Source organism: Pseudomonas sp. P1_F1_2, assembly GCF_056405815.1.
The window spans coordinates 18285-41016 of the sequence record NZ_JBFUBK010000007.1; the positions used below are offsets into that span (position 1 = coordinate 18285).

General features: G+C 60.2%; 19 protein-coding genes and 1 pseudogene. 17 read left to right on the forward strand and 3 right to left on the reverse strand.

The annotated features are described in order from the left end of the window. Positions 1-292: 292 nt before the first annotated feature. Positions 293-1303 carry a class 1 fructose-bisphosphatase gene (locus AC1D2P_RS03300; protein WP_046031220.1) on the forward strand — a complete coding sequence of 337 codons (1011 nt, stop codon included), beginning with the start codon at positions 293-295 and terminating at the stop codon, positions 1301-1303. Positions 1304-1306: 3 nt separating this feature from the next. Continuing rightward, complete coding sequence (locus AC1D2P_RS03305) at positions 1307-1909, forward strand: DUF924 family protein (protein WP_109785351.1); 603 nt, start codon at positions 1307-1309, stop codon at positions 1907-1909. A 130-nt stretch (positions 1910-2039) separates the two neighbouring features. Here AC1D2P_RS03305 and AC1D2P_RS03310 read toward each other — a convergent pair whose 3' ends face one another. Together AC1D2P_RS03310 and AC1D2P_RS03315 are read right to left on the reverse strand one after the other, a co-directional pair. Further along, positions 2040-2804 carry a methyl-accepting chemotaxis protein gene (locus tag AC1D2P_RS03310; RefSeq protein WP_371916744.1) on the reverse strand — a complete coding sequence of 255 codons (765 nt, stop codon included), beginning with the start codon at positions 2802-2804 and terminating at the stop codon, positions 2040-2042. A gap of 93 nt (positions 2805-2897) precedes the next feature. Beyond that, a pseudogene (locus AC1D2P_RS03315) lies at positions 2898-3941 on the reverse strand (HAMP domain-containing protein); the annotation flags it as partial. 274 nt (positions 3942-4215) lie between these two features. Between AC1D2P_RS03315 and AC1D2P_RS03320 the strand changes: the two are divergent. Together AC1D2P_RS03320 and AC1D2P_RS03325 are read left to right on the forward strand one after the other, a co-directional pair. Beyond that, on the forward strand, positions 4216-4470 hold the full coding sequence (locus AC1D2P_RS03320) for a lipoprotein (RefSeq protein ID WP_046031217.1): 255 nt from the start codon (positions 4216-4218) through the stop codon (positions 4468-4470). Between the two features lie 31 nt (positions 4471-4501). After that, positions 4502-5071: a lipocalin family protein gene (locus AC1D2P_RS03325; RefSeq protein WP_477811308.1), complete on the forward strand. Its 570-nt coding sequence runs from the start codon at positions 4502-4504 to the stop codon at positions 5069-5071. Positions 5072-5184: 113 nt separating this feature from the next. Here the strand turns inward: AC1D2P_RS03325 and AC1D2P_RS03330 are convergent, their stop codons facing one another. Continuing rightward, positions 5185-6549, reverse strand: a complete 1365-nt coding sequence (locus AC1D2P_RS03330) for a formimidoylglutamate deiminase (protein ID WP_109785353.1) — start codon at positions 6547-6549, stop codon at positions 5185-5187. 146 nt (positions 6550-6695) lie between these two features. Between AC1D2P_RS03330 and hutC the strand changes: the two genes are divergently transcribed. From hutC to AC1D2P_RS03395, 13 genes are all read left to right on the forward strand, one after another. Further along, entirely contained in the window at positions 6696-7406 is a 711-nt protein-coding gene (gene hutC / locus AC1D2P_RS03335) for a histidine utilization repressor (RefSeq protein ID WP_154505298.1), read from the forward strand. After that, positions 7403-7972, forward strand: coding sequence for a HutD/Ves family protein (locus AC1D2P_RS03340; RefSeq protein ID WP_109785354.1), 570 nt, complete (start codon positions 7403-7405; stop codon positions 7970-7972). Before hutC ends, AC1D2P_RS03340 begins: the two co-directional genes overlap by 4 nt. 528 nt (positions 7973-8500) lie before the next feature. Then, the gene (hutU, locus tag AC1D2P_RS03345; RefSeq protein ID WP_046031213.1) at positions 8501-10168 is read left to right on the forward strand and encodes a urocanate hydratase; all 1668 of its coding nucleotides are present in this window, start codon (positions 8501-8503) and stop codon (positions 10166-10168) included. Between the two features lie 155 nt (positions 10169-10323). Further along, the gene (locus AC1D2P_RS03350; RefSeq protein ID WP_477757265.1) at positions 10324-11793 is read left to right on the forward strand and encodes a purine-cytosine permease family protein; all 1470 of its coding nucleotides are present in this window, start codon (positions 10324-10326) and stop codon (positions 11791-11793) included. 69 nt (positions 11794-11862) lie between these two features. Then, entirely contained in the window at positions 11863-12831 is a 969-nt protein-coding gene (locus AC1D2P_RS03355; protein WP_046031211.1) for an ABC transporter substrate-binding protein, read from the forward strand. 70 nt (positions 12832-12901) lie between these two features. Beyond that, a complete protein-coding gene (locus AC1D2P_RS03360; RefSeq protein WP_109785355.1) occupies positions 12902-13753 on the forward strand; it encodes an ABC transporter permease in 852 nt (283 codons plus the stop codon). Then, positions 13750-14580 (forward strand): quaternary amine ABC transporter ATP-binding protein, encoded by an 831-nt coding sequence (locus AC1D2P_RS03365; protein ID WP_052961897.1) that lies wholly within the window; start codon positions 13750-13752, stop codon positions 14578-14580. Before AC1D2P_RS03360 ends, AC1D2P_RS03365 begins: the two co-directional genes overlap by 4 nt. A 168-nt stretch (positions 14581-14748) precedes the next feature. Beyond that, on the forward strand, positions 14749-16272 hold the full coding sequence (gene hutH, locus AC1D2P_RS03370) for a histidine ammonia-lyase (protein ID WP_109785356.1): 1524 nt from the start codon (positions 14749-14751) through the stop codon (positions 16270-16272). 131 nt (positions 16273-16403) lie between these two features. After that, positions 16404-17936, forward strand: a complete 1533-nt coding sequence (gene hutH / locus AC1D2P_RS03375) for a histidine ammonia-lyase (protein WP_077432301.1) — start codon at positions 16404-16406, stop codon at positions 17934-17936. Between the two features lie 110 nt (positions 17937-18046). Then, positions 18047-19456 carry an amino acid permease gene (locus tag AC1D2P_RS03380; RefSeq protein WP_077432302.1) on the forward strand — a complete coding sequence of 470 codons (1410 nt, stop codon included), beginning with the start codon at positions 18047-18049 and terminating at the stop codon, positions 19454-19456. Positions 19457-19473: 17 nt separating this feature from the next. Next, positions 19474-20679, forward strand: coding sequence for an imidazolonepropionase (gene hutI, locus AC1D2P_RS03385; protein ID WP_109785357.1), 1206 nt, complete (start codon positions 19474-19476; stop codon positions 20677-20679). Between the two features lie 10 nt (positions 20680-20689). Then, a complete protein-coding gene (gene hutG / locus AC1D2P_RS03390; protein WP_109785358.1) occupies positions 20690-21493 on the forward strand; it encodes an N-formylglutamate deformylase in 804 nt (267 codons plus the stop codon). A 265-nt stretch (positions 21494-21758) separates the two neighbouring features. Then, the gene (locus tag AC1D2P_RS03395) at positions 21759-22706 is read left to right on the forward strand and encodes a choline ABC transporter substrate-binding protein (protein ID WP_109785359.1); all 948 of its coding nucleotides are present in this window, start codon (positions 21759-21761) and stop codon (positions 22704-22706) included. Positions 22707-22732 lie beyond the last annotated feature (26 nt).

Consider the following 22732-nt stretch of genomic DNA (forward strand, 5'->3'; position numbering starts at 1 on the left):
AACGGCTGGCGCTGCGCGCCAAATCGCGGGCAAGCCCGCTCCCACAGGTGACCGGGTTTCATTAGAGATACGCGGTCGAATGTGGGAGCGGGCTTGCCCGCGAAGGCGGACTGCCTGGCAAAGAAAATCTCGAATCTGCCCCCTGCCACCGGTCCACATCCGGCCCGTTTCGAACTACGCTCATCCCCGCGCATGAACTCTCTTGGGCGTATCACGTCTGATAGGAGGAAATGCGCCTCGACTCGCGTTAAACTGCGCGGGTTTTTAGCCCCCCATTCCACCGGAGCCTTCCATGTCCCGCGTTACCCTGAGTCGCTATTTGATTGAGCAGACCCGTAGCAACAACACTCCTGCCGATCTGCGTTTCCTGATCGAAGTGGTGGCGCGTGCTTGCAAAGAAATCAACCACGCCGTGTCCAAAGGCGCCCTGGGTGGTGTTCTGGGCAGCATGGGCACTGAAAACGTCCAGGGCGAAGTGCAGAAGAAGCTCGACGTGATCTCCAACGARATCCTGCTCGAAGCCAACGAATGGGGCGGTCACCTGGCCGGCATGGCGTCCGAAGAAATGGACAATGCCTACCAGATCCCGGGCAAATACCCGAAAGGCGCGTACCTGCTGGTATTCGACCCGCTGGACGGTTCGTCGAACATCGACATCAACGCCCCGGTCGGCACCATCTTCTCGGTACTGCGCTGCCCGAACGAATACCTGAGCCAGAACGAGCCCTTGAATGAAAAGGCCTTCCTGCAGCCAGGCACCCAGCAAGTAGCCGCCGGTTACGCGATCTACGGTCCACAGACCATGCTGATCCTGACCCTGGGCGACGGCGTGAAAGGTTTCACCCTGGACCGTGAAATGGGTAGTTTCGTACTGACCCACGAAAACATCACCATTCCTGAGTCCACCCAGGAATTCGCCATCAACGCGTCCAACCAGCGTCACTGGGAAGCACCGGTACAGCGTTACGTCGGCGAATTGCTGGCAGGCGATGAAGGTCCGCTGAAAAAGAACTACAACATGCGCTGGGTCGCCGCGATGGTGGCCGACGTGCACCGTATCCTGACCCGTGGCGGTCTGTTCATGTACCCACGCGACAGCCGCGAGCCGTCCAAGCCGGGCAAACTGCGCCTGATGTACGAAGCCAACCCGATGTCGTTCCTGGTCGAGCAAGCCGGCGGTGCTTCCACCGACGGTCACCAGCGCATTCTCGACATCAAGCCTGATGGCCTGCACCAGCGCGTGGCAGTGTTCCTCGGCTCGAAAGAAGAAGTCGAACGCGTTACGGCTTACCACAAGGCCTGATTCATGACCGCGCCCTGGCAGCCGTTGCTCGATTGGTGGTTTGGTTCTTTCCAATCCGCCAGCGAAATAGCGGCTGACAAGGGCAAGTTGTGGTTCGGCAAGCGCGACAGCCAGGACCTCGAAGCGCGCACGCGTTTCGGGGACTGGGTCGAGCAGGCACTGACCGGCGGTTTGACTGACTGGGCGCAACGCCCCGAAGGTTGGCTGGCTCTGGTGCTGTTGCTCGATCAACTCCCGCGAATGATCTACCGCGACACTCCCAAATCCTATTCCGGCGATCTCAGGGCTCAGGCACTGGTGGCGCAAGGCATTGCTGCGGATTTCGACCGGCAGTTGCGGCCGATTCAGCGGGTGTTCATCTATCTGGTGCTGGAGCACTGCGAACACCTGGTGGTGCAGAACGAGTGCATCTCGCGTTACATCGATTTGCTGGCGCAACAGCCGGAGGCGGATCGAACACTGTTTACCGACTATCTGGACTATGCCGAGAAACATCAGAGGGTGATTGCGCAGTTTGGGCGGTTTCCGCATCGCAATGCGGTGTTGGGGCGGGAGTCGACGGCTGAGGAGTTGGCGTTTCTGTCGAAGCCTGGCTCTCGTTTTTAGCCGATCGATCCCACGCTCTGCGTGGGAATGCAGCCCGGGACGCTCCGCGTCCCTTCCACAGCGGAACGCGGAGCGTCCGTTGAGGCATTCCCACGCGGAGCGTGGGAACGATCAGTAACGATCAAGCGCTTTAGATCCGGAAGCTGCCGACCAACTGCTTCAACCGCGCCGCCTGCTGTTCCAGGTCAGCGCAGGCGCGCAAGGTTGACTGCAGGTTTTCCACGCCTTCCTGGTTCAACGTGTTGATCTCGGTGATGTCGACGTTGATCGATTCCACCACGGCAGTCTGTTCCTCAGTCGCTGTCGCCACCGACTGATTCATCCCGTCGATTTCGCCAATGCGCTGCGTCACGCTGCCCAGGCGTTCGCCAGCCTGGTTGGCGATGCCGACGCTGCTTTCGCTCTGGCGCTGGCTGTCGGTCATGGTGCTCACCGCTTCGCGGGCGCCGACTTGCAATTCCTCGATCATCTTCTGCACTTGCTGCGCCGAATCCTGCGTGCGGTGCGCCAGGTTGCGCACCTCGTCCGCCACCACGGCAAAACCACGACCGGCTTCACCGGCGCGAGCCGCTTCGATGGCCGCGTTCAGGGCCAGCAAGTTGGTCTGCTGGGAGATGCTGGTGATCACTTCCAGAATCTGCCCGATGTTCACGGTGTTGCTGTTGAGCGTTTCAATGTTGCCGCACGAATCACTGATCTTCGCCGACAGCTGCTGCATCGCCGCGATGGTCTTGTCGACGACTTGCTGGCCATCTTCTGCCATGGCGCGGGCATCGCTCGAATGCTGGGAAGCGAGGGCGGCGTTCTGGGCGATTTCCTGGGCGGCGGCACCCAACTCGTTGATCGCCGCGGCCACGCTGCTGGTACGCGAGGCCTGTTGATCGGAGTTGAACATCGACGAGTTGGAAGCGGCCACCACACGCAGGGCGACTTCGTTGACTTGGCCGGTGGCCGACGACACTTCACGAATCGAGGTGTGAATACGCTCTACAAAGCGGTTGAAGGACGTGCCCAGTGCACCAAATTCGTCCTGGCCATGAATGGTCAGGCGCTTGGTCAGGTCACCTTCACCTTCGGCGATGTCATGCATCGCGCGGCCCATGGTCAGCAGCGGCTGCATCAGGACGCTGATCAACACGCCCAGCAACGCGATGATGATCACCACGGCAATCACCATGGCGATGATCGCCGAGGTGCGGAATTCGCTGAGCATCGAGAACGCGGTGTCCTGATCCAGCACCAGTGCCACGTACCAGTCTGCCGACGGCACACCGTTGACGTGGGTGAAGGACATGAACTGTTTCTTGCCGTCGATCTCGACTTCTTTCATGCCCGGGCTGACGTTCGGCGCGCCGTTCGGGTAGGCGTCGGCGAGGCCTTTGAGCACCAGTTTGTTGTCCGGGTGAATCAGGATCTTGCCGTCGGCACTGACGATGAACGCGTGGCCGTGGCCGCCGAAGTTCAGCGAGTTGATGATCGCGCTGACGCTGGACAGGTCAATGTCCGCGCCGGCAACGCCGATCATCTGGCCCTGATACTTCACTGGCGTGGCGACGGTGATCACCAGTTTGCCGGAGGATGCGGCAATGTATGGTTCGGTGACGATGGTCTGTTGTGCGCTGTTGGCCGCCTTGTACCAGCCGCGGGAACGAGGATCGTAGTCGGCGGCGCGATTGCCGGCTGGGACCGAGAACATCACGCCGTCAGTGCCACCGAAATAGCTCAGCTGGAAGTTGCTGGTGTAGGCCGGCAGGTCGATGGCGCGTTTCAGGCTGGCCTGGGCGCTGCCATCCACGGCGATCTGCTGGGACAGCGATTGCAGCAACTGGATGCGACTTTCCAGCCATGTCTGGATGTTGCTGGTGGTCAGGCTGCCGAGTTCCTGCATCGACGATTCGGTACTGCTGCGCAGGGTCTGGCGCTGGCGGTAGTCGTTGAACAGGATAAAGCAGGCGAACGCAACGGCGACCACGAGGGCGGCTGCCAACAGGATCTTGTGGCTGAACTTCATGTTTCTGGTCATTAAATGCATTACCGCGGAGGGGCTGGTCGGCGAGGGGCGTCAAATCGTCACAGTCGAGGGCTTGGCGCTGCCTCTATGTCGACTGGTCAGCGCCAAAGATTAGGCGCGTTTTTGCAAAAACCGACGAAATACTCAATGGCGCGAGAAAGTTACTGATTTTTCGAAAGAAGGCAGACGAGTGGCCCGATAAATAGCACAACAGTCGGGGAACCAGATGGGGGTTTGCTCTTCTAAGCTTCAGCTTGGCAGCCATGCCATTCCCCTTCGTTCCAGGAGTCTCACCATGTCGCTGCGTTCTATCGCCTTGCTCTCGTTCTGCGTGTTGTTGGCCGCATGCAGCAAGGTTAATCAGGAAAACTACTCGAAACTATCGACCGGCATGCCCAAGGCAGAGGTCGAGACGTTGCTGGGTACACCTGCTGATTGCTCGGGCGCGCTCGGCATGTCCAGTTGCACCTGGGGCGACAAAAACAGCTTTATCAGCGTGCAGTACGCCGGTGACAAAGTATTGATGTTTTCCGGCCAAGGCCTGAAGTAAACCGGGGCGCTGCGCCCGCGGGAGAAAAACAATGAAGCGGTTATTACTCGTACTTTTTGCCGGCCTGGTTTTGGCTGGCTGCGCCACTTCTGGCCAAGATCCGTTGGCGCCAAAAACCGTCAACAGCGTCAACCTCAAGCGCTACCAAGGGACCTGGTACGAGTTGGCTCGCATGCCCATGTATTTCCAGCGTGACTGCGCACAATCCGAAGCCCATTACACGCTCAAGCCGGACGGCAACCTGGCGGTCTTGAACCGCTGCCTGACGCCGCAGTGGCAGTGGGAAGAGGTCAAGGGCACGGCTTATCCACAGGTGCCGGGCAAAACCGACAAATTGTGGGTCAAGTTCGATACCTGGTTCTCTCGGTTGATCCCCGGCACGGCGAAGGGCGAATACTGGGTGCTGTACGTCAGCGACGACTACAAGACAGCCATTGTTGGCGACCCGAGCCGCAAGTATTTGTGGCTGCTGGCCCGCACGCCGACCGTCAATGGCGTCGTGCGCGAGGAGCTGCTGAGCAAGGCGCGTCAGCAGGGTTACGACACCTCGCGGMTGATCTGGCGTGCGTCCGAGCAGCAGATGGCCAAGACCTCGGACTAACTGCACATATACCTGTGGGAGCGAGCTCGCTCGCGATGAGGCCATCAGCTTCAACAGAAATGTTGACTGACAGGCCGCCATCGCGAGCAAGCTCGCTCCCACAGGTTTTTTTATCAGCCTAAAAGATCGCGCAGGACCTGGGTGAAAGCGCGGTTGCTTTCTTCCTCATCGGCATGACGCCCGTCACGCACAACCCACTGGCCATTGACCAGCACATCGCGCACCTGGCGATCACCACCGGCAAACAGCCAGCGATTCAAAATCCCGTCGCCACTGGCCGTCGCCAGGTACGGATCATTGCCATCGAGCACCAGCCAATCTGCCCGCTTGCCCACTTCCAGCGCGCCAATCGGCTGCCCCAGTGCCTGTGCGCCGCCGTCCAGTGCGGCGTCGTACAGCGTGCGGCCCACCATTGGCTGATCCGCGCCATACAAGCGGTTACGCCGCTGATCGCGCAGACGCTGGCCATATTCCAGCCAGCGCAATTCCTCCACCACGCTCAACGAGACATGGCTGTCAGAGCCGATGCCCATGCGTCCGCCCTGAGCGAGGAAATCCACCGCCGGGAAGATCCCGTCGCCCAGGTTGGCTTCAGTGGTCAGGCACAAGCCGGCGATGGCGCGACTCTTGGCCATCAGCGTGACCTCTTCGGCGTTGGCGTGGGTGGCGTGAACCAGGCACCAGCGCTGATCGACCTCGGTGTTTTCATACAGCCATTGCAGCGGACGGCGACCACTCCAGGTCAGGCAGTCATCGACTTCTTTCTGCTGCTCGGCGATATGGATGTGCACCGGGCATTGCTTGTCGCTGGCCGCCAGCACTTCGCTGATTTGCTGCGGCGTAACTGCGCGCAATGAGTGGAAACACAGACCCAGCGACTGCGCTGGTTGCTGCGCCAGGAGTGGTTGCAAGCGCGACTGAAGCTTGAGGTAGTTTTCGGTGCTGTTGATGAAGCGGCGCTGACCTTCGTTCGGGGTCTGGCCACCAAAACCGGAGTGGCTGTAGAGCACCGGCAGCAGGGTCAGGCCAATACCGGCGGAACTGGCGGCCTGGCTGACGCGCAGCGCCAACTCGGCCGGGTCCGCGTAAGGCTGGCCGTTGGTGTCGTGATGCACGTAATGAAATTCCGCCACCGATGTGTAACCGGCCTTGAGCATTTCGATGTACAACTGACGGGCGATGACGCCGAGTTGGTCCGGGCTGATTTTTCCGACGAGGCGATACATCAAATCGCGCCAGGTCCAGAAACTGTCGTTCGGATTGCCCGCCACTTCTGCCAGCCCGGCCATTGCTCGCTGGAAGGCATGGGAGTGCAGATTCGGCATTCCCGGCAGCAGTGGACCGCTCAGCCGTTCGGCGCCATCTGCATGGGAATCGGCCTGGATATGGGTCAAAACGCCCTCGGCATTGACCTCAAGACGTACATTGTTGGCCCATCCACTAGGCAGCAGCGCGCGTTCGGCAAAGAAGGCGGACATGGTTCAGCACCCCATCGTGTGTTATTTGTATATACATATACAGACGTTTGCCTGCCCGGTAAACTCCGGCAAGCTAGCGATATTCACTAAACGACCAAGGATTAACCGTGCCGACTCCGCCCCCAGTGTCACCRTTGGCCGCGAACATGGGCGACAGTCCGGCGCCCTTGTACGCCCGCGTCAAACAGATGATTACCCAGCAAATCGACAGTGGAAACTGGCCGCCGCACTACCGCGTTCCGTCGGAAAGCGAGCTGGTCAGCCAACTCGGTTTCAGCCGCATGACCATCAACCGTGCGCTGCGGGAGATGACTGCCGACGGTCTGTTGGTGCGCATGCAAGGCGTCGGCACGTTCGTCGCCGAGCCGAAAAGCCAGTCCGCGCTGTTTGAAGTGCACAACATTGCCGACGAAATCGCCTCCCGTGGTCATCGTCACACCTGCAAAGTGATTACCCTCGAAGAAGAAGCCGCCGGCTCCGAACGCGCTTTGGCGTTGGACATGCGCGAAGGGCAGCGGGTTTTCCACTCGCTGATCGTGCATTTCGAAAACGATATTCCGGTGCAAATCGAAGACCGTTTCGTCAACGCGCTGGTGGCCCCCGACTACCTCAAGCAGGACTTCACCCTGCAAACGCCTTACGCCTACCTGAACCAGGTCGCGCCGCTGACGGAGGGCGAGCATGTGGTCGAGGCGATTCTGGCCGAAGCCAGCGAATGCAAATTGCTGCAGATTGAAAAGGGCGAGCCGTGCCTGCTGATTCGCCGCCGCACCTGGTCGGGCCGTCAGCCAGTGACCGCCGCCCGTTTGATCCACCCCGGTTCCCGTCATCGTCTGGAAGGACGCTTTCATAAATGAATGCTTTGAAGGTTTTGCGCGCCCAGGATTACCCACGCATGCCGTGGAAAAACGGCGGTGGCAGCACAGAAGAAATCACCCGCGATGCAGGCACGGGCCTTGACGGTTTTGGCTGGCGCCTGTCGATTGCCGACATCGGCGAGTCGGGCGGCTTCTCGACGTTCACCGGGTACGAGCGCGTCATCACCGTGCTGCAAGGTGATGGCATGACCTTGCGGGTGGACGGTCAAGATACGCATCCGTTGTTACCGCTGACCCCGTTTGCCTTTAGCGGTGAGAGCGACGTGTCCTGCACATTGCTCGGCGGGCCGATTCGCGATTTCAACCTGATTTATGCGCCGCAGCGTTTTGATGCGCGCTTGCAGTGGCTTTCCGGCGAGCAGCGGTTTTTCAGCTCGGCGAGTACGGTGTTGGTGTTCAGCATCAGCGACACATTGGACGTGCAGACAGGTAACAGCGCTTCGCACCTTGGTCGCCATGATTGCCTGCAACTCGACGGTAACACCGGCCTGCTGGAAGTCTCGACCAACGGCCCCTGCTGTGTGATCGAACTGACGGCTCACTGAGTCAACGCTCACTTTGTAGCAGCTGGCGCAGCCTGCGTTCGGCTGCGCAGCAGTCGTGAAATCAGCCACTGCGGTCTCCAGGGCCATCTCATCTGATAGGCGACTGCTACGCAGCCGAACGCAGCCGAACGCAGGCTTCGCCAGCTGCTACAGATCGCAAGTTGCCCGATACTTCATATCTGTTCCCCAAAGCGCACCAACTTGTTACCGAACGCCCCAGCGTGGCGCAAAACCACGCTCTAGTAACACCATCGCAGCGCTGCAAAATATCCCCCCCCGAAAAATTTCATCTACGCCAGAACCCTTGATTCAGGCGCTCTCCAGCCATGCCAAAAGGTTTTCTTGAACATCCATCCAACAAGTTGGCCGCTTGATTGCATATGCTTGTATGTACAAGTAAAGACGTATGCGTATGAGTCACGAAGACTCAACCGTCGTCCACTGATTCGCCGGTGTGCACTGATGCCCATCGGCTTGCTCGCCCACTGCCTGGGTTGGTTTTGGATTGATTGCTGAGGAGTTTTTTTCGTGACTAAATTTCGTGACGTTGAAATCCGCGCTGCCCGCGGTAACAAGCTGACCGCCAAGAGCTGGCTGACCGAAGCGCCACTGCGCATGCTGATGAACAACCTCGACCCGGAAGTCGCCGAGAACCCTAAAGAACTGGTGGTTTACGGTGGTATCGGTCGTGCGGCACGTAACTGGGAATGCTACGACAAGATCGTTGAAAGCCTGACCAATCTGAACGACGACGAGACCCTGCTGGTGCAATCCGGCAAGCCGGTCGGCGTGTTCAAGACCCACAGCAACGCACCGCGTGTTCTGATCGCCAACTCCAACCTGGTTCCACACTGGGCAAGCTGGGAGCACTTCAACGAACTGGACGCCAAAGGCCTGGCCATGTACGGCCAGATGACCGCCGGCAGCTGGATCTACATCGGTAGCCAGGGCATCGTTCAAGGCACCTACGAAACCTTCGTCGAAGCCGGTCGTCAGCACTACAACGATGACCTGAAAGGTCGTTGGGTCCTGACCGCAGGCCTCGGTGGCATGGGCGGTGCCCAACCGCTGGCCGCGACCCTGGCCGGTGCCTGCTCGCTGAACATCGAATGCCAGCAGGTCAGCATCGATTTTCGCCTGAACAGCCGCTACGTCGACGAGCAAGCCAAAGACCTCGACGACGCGCTGGCCCGCATCGCCAAATACACCAAAGAAGGCAAGGCGATTTCCATCGCGCTGCTGGGTAACGCGGCTGAAATCCTGCCGGAACTGGTTCGTCGTGGCGTACGCCCGGACATGGTTACCGACCAGACCAGCGCCCACGACCCGCTCAACGGTTACCTGCCAGCCGGCTGGACCTGGGAAGAGTACCGCGCTCGCGCCCAGACCGAGCCTGCCGCCGTGGTCAAAGCCGCCAAGCAATCGATGGCCGTGCACGTTAAAGCGATGCTGGATTTCCAGAAAATGGGCATCCCGACCTTCGACTACGGCAACAACATCCGTCAGATGGCGCAGGAAGAAGGCGTGGAAAACGCATTCGACTTCCCAGGCTTCGTACCGGCTTACATCCGTCCACTGTTCTGCCGCGGCATCGGCCCATTCCGTTGGGCTGCACTGTCGGGCAACGCTGAAGACATCTACAAGACCGACGCCAAGGTCAAAGAGCTGATCCCGGACGACGCCCACCTGCACAACTGGCTGGACATGGCCCGCGAGCGCATCAGCTTCCAGGGTCTGCCGGCCCGTATCTGCTGGGTTGGCCTGGGCCTGCGCGCCAAGCTGGGTCTGGCGTTCAACGAAATGGTACGCAGCGGTGAATTGTCCGCGCCTATCGTCATCGGTCGCGACCACCTGGACTCCGGCTCGGTAGCCAGCCCGAACCGCGAAACCGAATCCATGCAGGACGGTTCCGACGCCGTGTCCGACTGGCCACTGCTCAACGCTCTGCTCAACACCGCGAGCGGCGCGACCTGGGTTTCCCTGCACCACGGCGGCGGCGTCGGCATGGGCTTCTCCCAGCACTCGGGCATGGTGATTGTCTGCGACGGTACTGACGAAGCGGCCGAGCGTATTGCTCGCGTCCTGCACAACGACCCGGCTACCGGCGTCATGCGGCACGCCGATGCGGGCTACCAGATCGCCATCGACTGCGCCAAGGAACAAGGGCTGAACCTGCCGATGATCACCGGCAAATAAACAAGCCATGTAGCAGCTGCCGCAGGCTGCGTTAAGGGCCGAAGGACCTTCGTTCCGCGTTGGAATGCCGGGGTCGCTTCGCAACCCGACGCCGCCTTCGGCAGCTGCTACAGAGATTGAGTGAAACCAGAATAACAATCCACAGAGGTTGAACCATGACTGTTAACAGCGAGCGTGCAGGTAACAAACCGTTGATCGAGAAACGCTCGATCGACTACATCCCGGAAGCGGAAAGACACGGTCGTCTGTTGAGTCAGTTCACCCTGTGGATGGGTGCCAACCTGCAAATCACCGCGATTGTCACCGGCGCATTGGCCGTGGTCCTTGGCGGTGACGTGTTCTGGTCGTTGATCGGTCTGTTGATCGGTCAACTGCTCGGCGGTGGTGTGATGGCGCTGCATGCCGCGCAAGGCCCCAAGCTTGGCCTGCCGCAGATGATCTCCAGTCGTGTGCAGTTCGGTGTTTACGGCGCGGCCATCCCGATCGTATTGGTCTGCTTGATGTATCTCGGTTTCACCGCAACGGGAACCGTACTGTCCGGCCAGGCGCTGGGCCAGTTGTTTGGTGTCAGCGATACCGTCGGTATCCTCATTTTCGCCAGCGTCATCGTGCTGGTCACGGTGCTTGGTTATCGGGTGATCCATTGGATCGGCCGTGTCGCCAGTGTCATTGGTGTGATTGCCTTTGTTTATCTGTTCAGCCGTCTGATGAGCCAGACTGACGTCGGCGCGCTGTTGCAAATCCGCCACTTCAGCTGGAGCAGCTTCTTGCTCGCGGTGTCGCTCGCGGCGTCGTGGCAGATCGCCTTCGGTCCGTACGTGGCTGACTATTCGCGCTACCTGCCGAGCAAGACTTCCTCGGTGAAAACCTTTTTCGCCGCAGGCGCCGGTTCGGTGATTGGTGCACAGGTGGCGATGGTCCTCGGCGTGTTCGCCGCCGCTTCGGCCAACGGACAATTCGCCGGCCACGAAGTGGCCTACATCGTGGGTCTGGGTGGTACCGGTGCCACCGCTGCGCTGCTGTACTTCAGCATTGCGTTCGGCAAAGTCACCATCTCCACGCTGAACTCCTACGGCAGCTTCATGTGCATTGCGACCATCATCAGCGGGTTCCGTGGTGACCTGAAGGTATCGCGCTTGCAGCGTCTGGTGTTCGTGCTGGTCATCGTCGGGGCTGCGACCCTGATGGCGTTGCTCGGCCAGCACTCGTTCCTCGGTGCGTTCAAGTCCTTCATCCTGTTCCTGCTGGCGTTCTTTACGCCATGGAGCGCGATCAACCTGGTGGACTACTACTGCATCACCCGCGAGCGCTATGACGTGCCGGCGCTGGCCGATCCGAACGGTCGCTATGGTCGTTGGAACGTCCTCGGTATCAGCATTTATGTCTTCGGTGTGCTGGTTCAACTGCCGTTCATTTCCACCAAGTTCTATACCGGTCCGCTGGTGGCGGCCCTGGGTGATGTGGATATTTCCTGGATCATCGGTCTGGTGATTCCCGCCGCCCTGTATTACGTGTGCGCAAAAAAATGGCACGGCACAGTGCCTGATCGTTTGATCCTGCCGGTCGAGCAGGACGCGATCACTGAACAAAAGCTGAATGTTGGTCGCGCTTCGGCGCAGGCCTGATTGGACGTGGACAGGGCTGGATGCCTCTTGACTGCCGTAAGCCAATTCATGATTAGGAGCGTCACAACAATGAAATCGAACAAGACCCTGCTGACCACATTGCTTTCCATGGGCCTGCTGGCCAGTGCCGGCGCCACTCAGGCAGCCGGTTGGTGCGAGTCGGGCAAACCGGTGAAATTTGCCGGCCTGAACTGGGAAAGCGCCATGCTGCTGACCGACGTGCTGCAAGTCGTGTTGGAGAAAGGCTACGACTGCAAGACCGACAGCCTGCCGGGCAACTCCATCACCATGGAAAACGCCCTGAGCAGCAACGACATTCAAGTGTTTGCCGAAGAGTGGGTCGGCCGCAGCGAAGTCTGGAACAAGGCCGAGAAGGCCGGCAAAGTCGTCGGTGTCGGCGCTCCGGTTGTTGGCGCGGTTGAAGGCTGGTACGTGCCGCGCTACGTGATCGAAGGCGACGCCAAGCGCAAACTGGAACCTAAAGCCCCGGACCTGAAAAACATTGCTGACCTGGGCAAATACTCGGCGATCTTCAAAGACGCTGAAGAGCCGTCCAAAGGCCGTTTCTACAATTGCCCGGCCGGCTGGACCTGTGAGCTGGACAACAGCGAAATGCTGAAAAGCTACGGTCTGGAAAGCACCTACACCAACTTCCGCCCAGGCACCGGCCCGGCGCTGGATGCCGCCGTGCTGTCGAGCTACAAGCGTGGCGAGCCGATCCTGTTCTACTACTGGTCGCCCACCCCGCTGATGGGCCAGGTCGATGTGGTGAAACTCGAAGAGAAGCCAGGCGTGAACAAGACCGTGGATATCAAGGTCGGCCTGTCCAAGACGTTCCACGAACAAGCCCCGGAACTGGTGGCTGTACTGGAAAAAGTCAATGTGCCGATCGACATCCTCAACCAGAACCTGGGGCGCATGACCAAAGAGCGGATCGAGTCGCCAAAACTGGCCAAGATCTTCTTGAAGGAACATCCTGAAGTCTGGCACGCCTGGGTGAGCGAAGACGCAGCCAAGAAAATCGACGCGGCCTTGTAGGTTGGGCCTCTCCGACTGCCGGTAGCGGCAGTCGGACGCTTGATCGCAACCCCTTGATTGAGAGTCTCTTATGTTTCCCGAAAGCTTTACCTTTTCCATCGCCGACTGGGTCAACGGTTGGGTCGACTCGTTGGTCACCAACTACGGCGACGTGTTTCGGCAGATCTCTGACACCCTGCTGTGGGCCATCGTCAATCTTGAAGGGCTGCTGCGCGCGGCGCCCTGGTGGCTGATGTTGGCCATCGTCGCAGGCGTTGCCTGGCACGCGACCCGCAAAGTCGTGACCACGGCCGTGATCGTCGGCTTGTTGTTCCTGGTGGGTGCCGTCGGCCTCTGGGACAAGCTGATGCAAACCCTGGCGTTGATGATGGTGGCGACGATCATTTCGGTGCTGATCGGCATTCCGCTGGGCATTCTCTCGGCGCGCAGCAACCGCCTGCGTTCGATACTGATGCCGCTGCTGGACATCATGCAGACCATGCCGAGTTTCGTGTACCTGATCCCGGTGCTGATGCTGTTCGGCCTGGGCAAGGTCCCGGCGATTTTCGCCACCGTGATTTACGCCGCGCCACCGCTGATCCGCTTGACCGATCTGGGCATTCGCCAGGTCGACGGTGAAGTGATGGAAGCGATCAACGCCTTCGGTGCCAACCGCTGGCAGCAACTGTTTGGCGTGCAACTGCCGCTGGCCCTGCCGAGCATCATGGCCGGGATCAACCAGACCACCATGATGGCGCTGTCGATGGTGGTCATTGCTTCGATGATCGGTGCCCGTGGCTTGGGTGAAGACGTGCTGGTGGGGATTCAGACCCTCAACGTCGGACGTGGCCTGGAAGCCGGTCTGGCGATCGTGATTCTGGCTGTGGTGATCGACCGTATTACTCAGGCGTACGGTCGGGCCCGGCATGAGGTGAGCAAATGAACAACGCGACCGTAAGCAAGATCGAAGTCAAAAACGTCTTCAAGATTTTTGGCAACCGTTCCAAAGATGCACTGGCGATGATTGGCCAGGGCAAAACCAAGGACCAGGTGCTGGCCGAAACCGGCTGCGTGGTCGGCGTGAACGATCTGTCGCTGAGCATCGGCAGCGGCGAGATCTTCGTGATCATGGGCCTGTCGGGCTCCGGCAAGTCGACTTTGGTACGCCACTTCAATCGCCTGATCGACCCGACCAGCGGCGCGATCCTGGTGGATGGCGTGGACATCCTGCAATACGACATGGAAGCCCTGCGCGAATTTCGTCGACGCAAGATCAGCATGGTGTTCCAGAGCTTCGGCCTGTTGCCGCACAAGAGCGTGCTGGACAACGTCGCCTACGGCTTGAAAATTCGTGGCGAGAGCAAAGCCATGTGCGCCGAGCGTGCGCTGCACTGGATCAACACCGTGGGCCTCAAGGGCTACGAAAACAAATACCCGCATCAGCTTTCCGGCGGTATGCGCCAGCGTGTGGGCCTGGCCCGTGCCCTGGCGGCGGACACCGACATCATCCTGATGGACGAAGCGTTCAGCGCCCTCGACCCGCTGATCCGCGCCGAGATGCAGGACCAGTTGCTGGAGCTGCAAAAGACCCTGCACAAGACCATCGTCTTCATCACCCACGACCTCGACGAGGCCGTGCGCATCGGCAACCGCATCGCGATCCTCAAGGACGGCCGCCTGATCCAGGTCGGCACCCCGAGAGAGATCCTGCATTCGCCGGCGGATGAGTATGTCGACCGGTTTGTGCAACGTCGGGCGGCGGTGGTTTAAAGGTCGATCGTTCCCACGCTCTGCGTGGGAATGCATCCCGTGACGCTCCGCGTCACACATGCGCAGGGCTTGAGCCTTGCACTGGCAACGGGACGCGGAGCGTCCCAGGCAGCATTCCCACGCAGAGCGTGGGAACGATCAATTCAGGTTGTACGCACGAGGTTGAAGATGTCCCAGGCTGAAAAAATCGTTATCGCCGATGCCCCCGTGCGTTGGCAGGATGTGGTGGCCGTCGCCCGTGATGGCGCGCAGCTTGAGCTGTCGGCGCAGGTCTGGGCACGGATTGAAAACGCGCAAGGCATCGTCCAGCGTATCGTCACCAGCGGTGAGCGCGCTTACGGCATCAACACCGGGCTGGGGGCGTTGTGCAACGTCTCGCTGGCGGATGAACAACTCAGCCAGTTGTCGCGCAATACCTTGCTCAGCCATGCCTGTGGCGTTGGCGCGCCCCTGACCGACGAGCAGACTCGCTCGATCATGTGCGCTGCTGTCGTCAACTACAGCCATGGCAAATCCGGCCTGCACCGCCAGGTGGTCGAAGCCTTGCTGGCGTTGCTCAACCGTGGCATTACCCCGCAAGTGCCTTCCCAGGGTTCCGTGGGTTACCTGACCCACATGGCGCACATCGGCATTGCGCTGCTGGGTGTCGGCAATGTCAGCTATCGCGGGCAGGTCGTTTCCGCTCAGCAAGCCCTGGCCGAAGAAGGCCTGCAACCGGTCAAGCTCGGCGCCAAGGACGGTTTGTGCCTGGTCAACGGCACGCCGTGCATGACCGGCCTGAGCTGCCTGGCCATTGCCGATGCCACGCGCCTGCTGCAATGGGCCGACGTGATCGGTGCCATGAGTTTCGAGGCCCAGCGCGGTCAGATCGATGCGTTCGATGCCGAGATCATTGCACTCAAGCCGCACCCGGGCATGCAGCAAGTGGGGATCAATCTGCGTGCGGTGCTCGACGGTAGCGAAGTGATCGCCAGCAGCAAGGGCATTCGCACCCAGGATGCCTTGAGCATTCGTTCGATCCCGCAGGTTCACGGCGCGGCGCGCGATCAACTGGTTCACGCGACCCGACAGATCGAAACCGAACTCAACAGCGCCACCGACAACCCGCTGGTGCTGGGCACGCCGGACAACTACCGCGTGGTGTCCCAGGCCAACCCGCACGGTCAGTCCGTGGCATTGGCAGCAGACCTGCTGGCCATCGCCATGGCCGAAATCGGCTCCATCGCCGAGCGTCGCCTGGACCGCTTGATCAACCCTCACGTCAGTGGTCTGCCGGCATTTCTGGTGGCCAACCCGGGGGTGAACTCCGGGATGATGATCGTCCAGTACGTCGCCGCGTCCCTGTGCGCGGAAAACCGCCAATTGGCGCAACCGGCGGTGCTCGACAACTACGTCACGTCGGGCCTTCAGGAAGACCACCTGAGCCTGGGCACCAACGCCGCGCTGAAGCTGCACCGCGCACTGGAAAACTGCACGCAGATCCTCGCCATCGAGTACCTGCTGGCGTCTCAGGCGTTTGAATTCTTGAAAGAGCAACGCTTCGGCGCCGGTACCGATGCGGCCTGGCGTCTGCTGCGTGAGCGCGTTCCTGCCTACGATCAGGACCGCTGGCTGGCACCGGACATTGCCGCCGCTGCCGGTGTATTGAAAGACCCGAACTTGCTGCAAAAGGCTTTACCGAATCTGAACTGATTTCCCAATAAAACCAGCGTGCCAAGGCGCGTCTCCCCAAGAGGCAGACGCGACGGACAACGGACATTTCCGGAGCGTCTGGTCTGCCTCTCTAAATAGAGAGCATTTACAACTCTCAAAAGGAGCACAAAATGACTGCGCTAAACCTGATTCCCGGCCAACTGAGCCTCGCCCAACTGCGTGATGTCTATCAGCAGCCGGTGAAATTGACCCTCGACAACAGCGCCTCGGCACAAATTGAAGCCAGCGTTGCCTGCGTGGAACAGATCCTCGCCGAGAACCGCACCGCCTATGGCATCAACACCGGTTTCGGCCTGCTGGCCTCGACCCGCATCGCCAGCGAAGACCTGGAAAACCTTCAGCGCTCGCTGGTGCTGTCTCACGCCGCCGGTGTCGGCGAGCCGATCAGCGACGCCTTGGTGCGCCTGGTCATGGTGCTCAAGGTCAACAGCCTGAGCCGTGGTTTCTCCGGTATCCGTCGCGTGGTCATCGACGCGCTGATCGCCCTGATCAACGCTGAGGTTTACCCGCACATTCCATTGAAAGGCTCGGTCGGTGCTTCCGGCGATTTGGCGCCGTTGGCCCATATGTCGCTGGTGCTGCTGGGTGAAGGCAAGGCGCGCTACAAGGGCGAGTGGATGGAGGCGACCGAAGCGCTGAAAGTCGCCGGCCTGACGCCGCTGACCCTGGCCGCGAAAGAAGGCCTGGCGCTGCTCAACGGCACTCAAGTGTCGACCGCTTACGCACTGCGCGGTTTGTTCGAAGGCGAAGACCTGTTCGCTGGCGCTGTCGCGCTGGGCGCGCTGACCGTTGAAGCGGTATTGGGCTCGCGCTCGCCGTTCGATGCTCGCATCCATGCCGCCCGTGGCCAGAAAGGCCAGATCGACGCCGCTGCCGCTTACCGCGACCTGCTGGGCGAGCGCAGTGAAGTGTCCGACTCGCACGAAAACTGCGAAAAGGTCCAGGACCCGTACTCCCTGCGCTGCCAGCCACAAGTCATGGGCGCCTGCCTGACTCAGTTCCGTCAGGCCGCTGAAGTGCTCGCTATCGAGGCCAACGCCGTCTCCGATAACCCGCTGGTATTCGCCGCTGAAGGCGATGTGATTTCCGGCGGTAACTTCCACGCCGAACCAGTGGCCATGGCCGCTGACAACATGGCGCTGGCCATCGCTGAAATCGGTTCTCTGAGCGAACGCCGCATCTCGCTGATGATGGACAAGCACATGTCGCAACTGCCGCCATTCCTGGTGGCAAACGGCGGCGTGAACTCTGGCTTCATGATCGCCCAAGTGACCGCTGCCGCATTGGCCAGCGAGAACAAGGCCCTGTCACATCCGCATTCGGTAGACAGCCTGCCGACGTCGGCGAACCAGGAAGACCACGTGTCCATGGCCCCGGCTGCAGGCAAGCGCCTGTGGGAAATGGCGGAAAACACCCGCGGTGTTCTGGCCGTGGAATGGTTGGCGGCGGCTCAAGGCCTGGACTTGCGCGAAGGCCTGAAGAGCTCGGCAAAACTGGAAAAGGCCCGTGCCATCCTGCGTAAGGAAGTGCCGTTCTATGAGAAGGACCGTTTCTTTGCGCCGGACATCAATGCGGCGACTGAGTTGTTGGCCTCGCGTTGCCTGAACGAGCTGGTAATGGCGAAGTTGCTGCCGAGCCTGTAATGGCCTATTCGCGAGCAGGCTCGCTCCCACAGTGGATTGTGTAAACCCTGTGGGAGCGAGCCTGCTCGCGATTCGATTTTGCGTCGAATAAGAATAATTAAGGACGAGAAATGCAACAGCCAGCAAAAGGTTTGAAACGCGGGCTTTCTGCCCGACATATTCGCTTCATGGCGCTGGGGTCGGCGATCGGCACCGGGCTGTTTTACGGTTCTGCCTCGGCCATTCAAATGGCCGGCCCCGCGGTATTGCTCGCCTACCTGATCGGTGGCGCAGCGGTGTTCATGGTCATGCGCGCCCTCGGTGAGATGGCAGTGCACAACCCGGTGGCCGGCTCTTTCGGTCAGTACGCCAGCACCTATCTGGGGCCGATGGCGGGCTTCATCCTCGGTTGGACCTACGCGTTCGAAATGGTCATCGTCGGCATGGCCGACGTCACCGCGTTCGGTATTTACATGGGCTTCTGGTTCCCGGAAGTCTCCCGCTGGATCTGGGTGCTGGGCATCGTTTCGGTGGTCGGCGGCTTGAACCTGTGTAACGTCAAGGTCTTCGGTGAAATGGAGTTCTGGCTGTCACTGCTCAAGGTCGCAGCCATCGTCGCGATGATTCTGGGTGGCTTCGGCATCATGCTGTTCGGCATCAGCACGGCGCCCGGCGCCCAAGCGACCGATATCAGCAACCTCTGGAGCCATGGCGGTTTCATGCCCAATGGCGTGGGTGGCCTGATCGCTTCGTTCGCGGTGGTGATGTTCGCATTCGGCGGGATTGAAATCATCGGCGTGACCGCCGGTGAGGCCAAAGATCCGCAGCATGTGCTGCCTAGAGCGATCAATGCCGTACCGTTGCGTATTTTGCTGTTCTATGTGCTGACCATGTTCGTACTGATGTCGATCTTTCCATGGCAGCAGATCGGCAGCCAAGGCAGTCCGTTCGTGCAGATTTTCGACAATCTGGGCATCAGCTCGGCGGCGACCATCCTCAATATTGTGGTGATCTCGGCGGCGATCTCGGCCATCAACAGCGACATCTTCGGCGCTGGCCGCATGATGTACGGTCTGGCCCAGCAAGGGCACGCACCTAAGGGCTTCGCCCGTTTGTCGCGTAATGGCGTGCCATGGATGACCGTGGTGGTGATGAGTGCCGCRCTGCTGCTGGGTGTGCTGTTGAACTACCTGATTCCGGAAAACGTGTTTCTGTTGATCGCCTCCATCGCGACCTTTGCCACGGTATGGGTCTGGCTGATGATTCTGTGTACCCAGGTGGCCATGCGTCGCTCCATGAGTGCCGAGCAGGTCGCACAACTGAAGTTCCCTGTACCGTTCTGGCCCTATGCGCCGATGGCGGCGATTGCCTTCATGCTGTTCATTTTCGGCGTGCTGGGTTATTTCCCGGACACCCAGGCGGCGCTGATCGTCGGTGTGGTCTGGATCGTGCTGCTGGTGCTGGCCTACCTGACGTGGGTGAAACCGGCGGCGGGCCAGGCGGCACTGGTAGAGCAGGAACCTTCTTTTTCACATCAATAACCTAACGGAGGCCACGGATGAAAACTCTCTGGCAACACTGCCACGTCGCAACCATGGCACAAGGCGTCTACTCGATCATCGAGGACGCGGCCATCGTGACGTCAGGTGCGCTCATTGAGTGGATCGGCCCGCGCGCTGACCTGCCCGCGGGCGAGTACCCGGCCGTCAACGATTTGCAAGGGGCCTGGGTAACGCCGGGTCTGATCGACTGCCACACCCACACGGTGTTTGGCGGTAATCGTAGCGGCGAATTCGAACAGCGCCTGCAAGGCGTCAGCTACGCAGAAATCGCAGCGGCCGGTGGTGGCATCGCCAGCACCGTACGCGCGACCCGCGCAGCCTCTGAAGACGAGCTGTTCGCCAGCGCCGCCAAGCGTCTTAAAAGCCTGATGCGTGATGGCGTGACCACGGTCGAAATGAAATCCGGCTACGGCCTCGACCTGGCCAGCGAGCGCAAGATCCTTCGAGTCATTCGCCGCCTCGGCGCCGAATTGCCGATCAGCGTGCGCAGCACGTGCCTGGCCGCTCACGCGTTGCCGCCGGAATACGCCGACCGCGCCGACGACTACATCGATCACATCTGCGCCGAAATGCTCCCGGCCCTGGCCGCCGAAGGGTTGGTGGATGCGGTGGATGCATTCTGCGAATACCTGGCGTTCTCGCCGGCGCAGGTTGAACGGGTGTTCATCACCGCACAGGAACTCGGTTTGCCGGTGAAGCTGCACGCAGAACAACTGTCGTCGCTGCACGGTTCGAGCCTGGCGGCGCGTTATCACGCACTGTCGGCCGATCATCTGGAATTCATGACCGAGGACGATGCCATCGCCATGGCCAAGTCCGGAACCGTCGCGGTGCTGCTGCCGGGCGCGTTCTACTTCCTGCGGGAAACTCAGTTGCCGCCGATGGACGCGCTGCGCAAGCACGGTGTGAAAATAGCCATCGCCAGCGACCTCAACCCGGGCACCTCGCCTGCGCTGTCGTTGCGCTTGATGCTGAACATGGCCTGCACCTGTTTCCGCATGACCCCGGAAGAGGCGCTGGCGGGCGCGACGATTCATGCCGCCACCGCGCTGGGCATGGCCGATACCCACGGCTCGCTGGAAGCCGGAAAAGTCGCGGATTTTGTCGCCTGGCAAATCGATCGTCCGGCCGATCTGTCGTACTGGCTGGGCGGTGACCTGGAAAAACGCGTCGTGCGTCACGGCGTCGAGACAAGTGTTTAGGAGAACAGCTGTGGATAAGGTTCTGAACTTCAAACAAGGCCGTGTGCCGCTGCTGATCAGCATGCCTCACGCGGGCGTGCGCCTGACCCCGGCGGTCGAAGCCGGGTTGATTCCCGACGCCCGCAGTCTGCCGGATACCGACTGGCACATCCCGAAGCTTTATGAATTTGCCACGGAACTGGGCGCCAGCACCCTGGCCGCCGAGTACTCGCGGTTTGTCATCGACCTGAACCGTCCCTCCGACGACAAGCCTTTGTATGTCGGCGCGACCACGGGCCTGTACCCGGCGACGCTGTTCGATGGCATTCCCTTGTTCCGCGAAGGCCTGGAACCGTCGAAAGAAGAGCGCACGACCTGGCTGGAACAGATCTGGACGCCGTATCACACGACATTGCAAAACGAGCTGGCACGGCTGAAAGCCGAGTTCGGTTTTGCGTTGCTGTTCGACGCGCACTCGATCCGCTCGATCATCCCGCACTTGTTCGACGGCAAGCTGCCGGACTTCAACCTCGGCACCTTCAATGGCGCCAGTTGCGATCCTGAGTTGGCCACTCAACTGGAAGCCATTTGCGCGCGCCACGGCGATTACAGCCATGTGCTGAACGGCCGCTTCAAGGGCGGCCACATCACCCGGCATTACGGCAATCCGGCCGAGAATATCCATGCCGTGCAACTGGAGTTGGGTCAGTGCACATATATGGAAGAGTTCGAACCGTTCCGCTATCGCCCGGATCTGGCTGCGCCGACGCAAGTGGTGCTCAAGGAGCTGCTGCAAGGTTTGCTCGATTGGGGCCAAAACCACTACAAACGCTAGAGCCTGGCGCATAACCCTGTGGGAGCGCGCTTGCTCGCGATGGCGGACTAACAGGCAACATCTATGTTGAATGTTATGGCCTCATCGCGAGCAAGCTCGCTCCCACAGGTTTTTCATTGGCCTTCATAGCTGATTGGAACTGTCGCCTCTGTGCAAAACACAGTCGCCACAGGTCGCTTTTACCCGCTCGACGCTGCGTAATGTGCAGGGCACGGTGCACGAAGACACCGGCCCTCACAATAATCTGCCGCACGAGACTCTCCCGATGAAAAGACTGTTCACCCGCTGTCTCTCAATCCTCTGCGGCACGGCTCTTCTGAGCACCAGCGTCCTGGCCAGCGACGATGCTTCCTGCAAAGCCGTGCGCATGGGCGTGGTCAACTGGACCGATGTGATCGCCACCAGTGGCATGGCCGATGTGTTACTCAATGGCCTGGGCTACGAAAGCAAGCAAACCAGCGCTGTGCAGCAAATCATCTTCGCCGGCATCCGCGACAAGCGCCTGGACATTTTCCTGGGTTACTGGAAACCGGCGATGGACAAAAACATCGCGCCGTTCGTGGCGGCCAACCAAGTGAAAGTCATGGAGAAACCGAGCCTGGCCGATGCTCAGGCCACCCTCGCGGTTCCGGACTACGTGGCCGCCGCCGGTTTGAAAACCTTTGCCGACATCGCCCGATTCAAAGACCAGCTCGGCGGCAAGATCTACGGCATCGAGCCCGGCAGCGGCGCCAACACCACGATCAAAACCATGATCGAGACCAATCACTTTGGCTTGAAGGATTTCAAACTGATTGAATCCGGCGAGGCCGGCATGCTCGCCGCCGTACAGCGTGCAGTGAATCGCAAGGAGTTCGTGGTGTTCGTCGGCTGGACCCCGCACCCGATGAACATCAACATGAAGATCGACTACCTGACCGGCAGTGAAGACGTCTACGGACCGAACGAAGGTGCGGCGACGGTCTCTACGGTCACTTCGCCGGATTACGCTGAACGTTGCCCGAATGTAAATCGCCTGCTGGAGAACCTGACTTTCAGCGCCTCGCAGGAAAGTCAGTTGATGGTGCCGATCATGGAGCGCAAGACGCCGCAGGATGTCGCCAGGCAGTGGTTGCGCGATCACCCGGAAGATATGCAGCGTTGGTTGGCGGGTGTCAGCAGTTTTGATGGTAAGGATGGCGTTGCCACCGTTCAGGCCAGTTTGAAAAACTGAATTCAAATGTTGCTCTCCTTAAACCG

What these genes read in the sequence shown, in the direction of transcription:
- AC1D2P_RS03305 (WP_109785351.1), top strand. Translation starts at nt 1,307, where the DNA reads ATGACCGCGCCCTGGCAGCCGTTGCTCGATTGGTGGTTTGGTTCTTTC.
- AC1D2P_RS03310 (WP_371916744.1), bottom strand. Translation starts at nt 2,804, where the DNA reads ATGTTCAACTCCGATCAACAGGCCTCGCGTACCAGCAGCGTGGCCGCG.
- AC1D2P_RS03320 (WP_046031217.1), top strand. Translation starts at nt 4,216, where the DNA reads ATGTCGCTGCGTTCTATCGCCTTGCTCTCGTTCTGCGTGTTGTTGGCC.
- AC1D2P_RS03330 (WP_109785353.1), bottom strand. Translation starts at nt 6,549, where the DNA reads ATGTCCGCCTTCTTTGCCGAACGCGCGCTGCTGCCTAGTGGATGGGCC.
- hutC (WP_154505298.1), top strand. Translation starts at nt 6,696, where the DNA reads ATGGGCGACAGTCCGGCGCCCTTGTACGCCCGCGTCAAACAGATGATT.
- AC1D2P_RS03340 (WP_109785354.1), top strand. Translation starts at nt 7,403, where the DNA reads ATGAATGCTTTGAAGGTTTTGCGCGCCCAGGATTACCCACGCATGCCG.
- AC1D2P_RS03350 (WP_477757265.1), top strand. Translation starts at nt 10,324, where the DNA reads ATGACTGTTAACAGCGAGCGTGCAGGTAACAAACCGTTGATCGAGAAA.
- AC1D2P_RS03355 (WP_046031211.1), top strand. Translation starts at nt 11,863, where the DNA reads ATGAAATCGAACAAGACCCTGCTGACCACATTGCTTTCCATGGGCCTG.
- AC1D2P_RS03360 (WP_109785355.1), top strand. Translation starts at nt 12,902, where the DNA reads ATGTTTCCCGAAAGCTTTACCTTTTCCATCGCCGACTGGGTCAACGGT.
- AC1D2P_RS03365 (WP_052961897.1), top strand. Translation starts at nt 13,750, where the DNA reads ATGAACAACGCGACCGTAAGCAAGATCGAAGTCAAAAACGTCTTCAAG.
- hutH (WP_109785356.1), top strand. Translation starts at nt 14,749, where the DNA reads ATGTCCCAGGCTGAAAAAATCGTTATCGCCGATGCCCCCGTGCGTTGG.
- hutH (WP_077432301.1), top strand. Translation starts at nt 16,404, where the DNA reads ATGACTGCGCTAAACCTGATTCCCGGCCAACTGAGCCTCGCCCAACTG.
- hutI (WP_109785357.1), top strand. Translation starts at nt 19,474, where the DNA reads ATGAAAACTCTCTGGCAACACTGCCACGTCGCAACCATGGCACAAGGC.
- AC1D2P_RS03395 (WP_109785359.1), top strand. Translation starts at nt 21,759, where the DNA reads ATGAAAAGACTGTTCACCCGCTGTCTCTCAATCCTCTGCGGCACGGCT.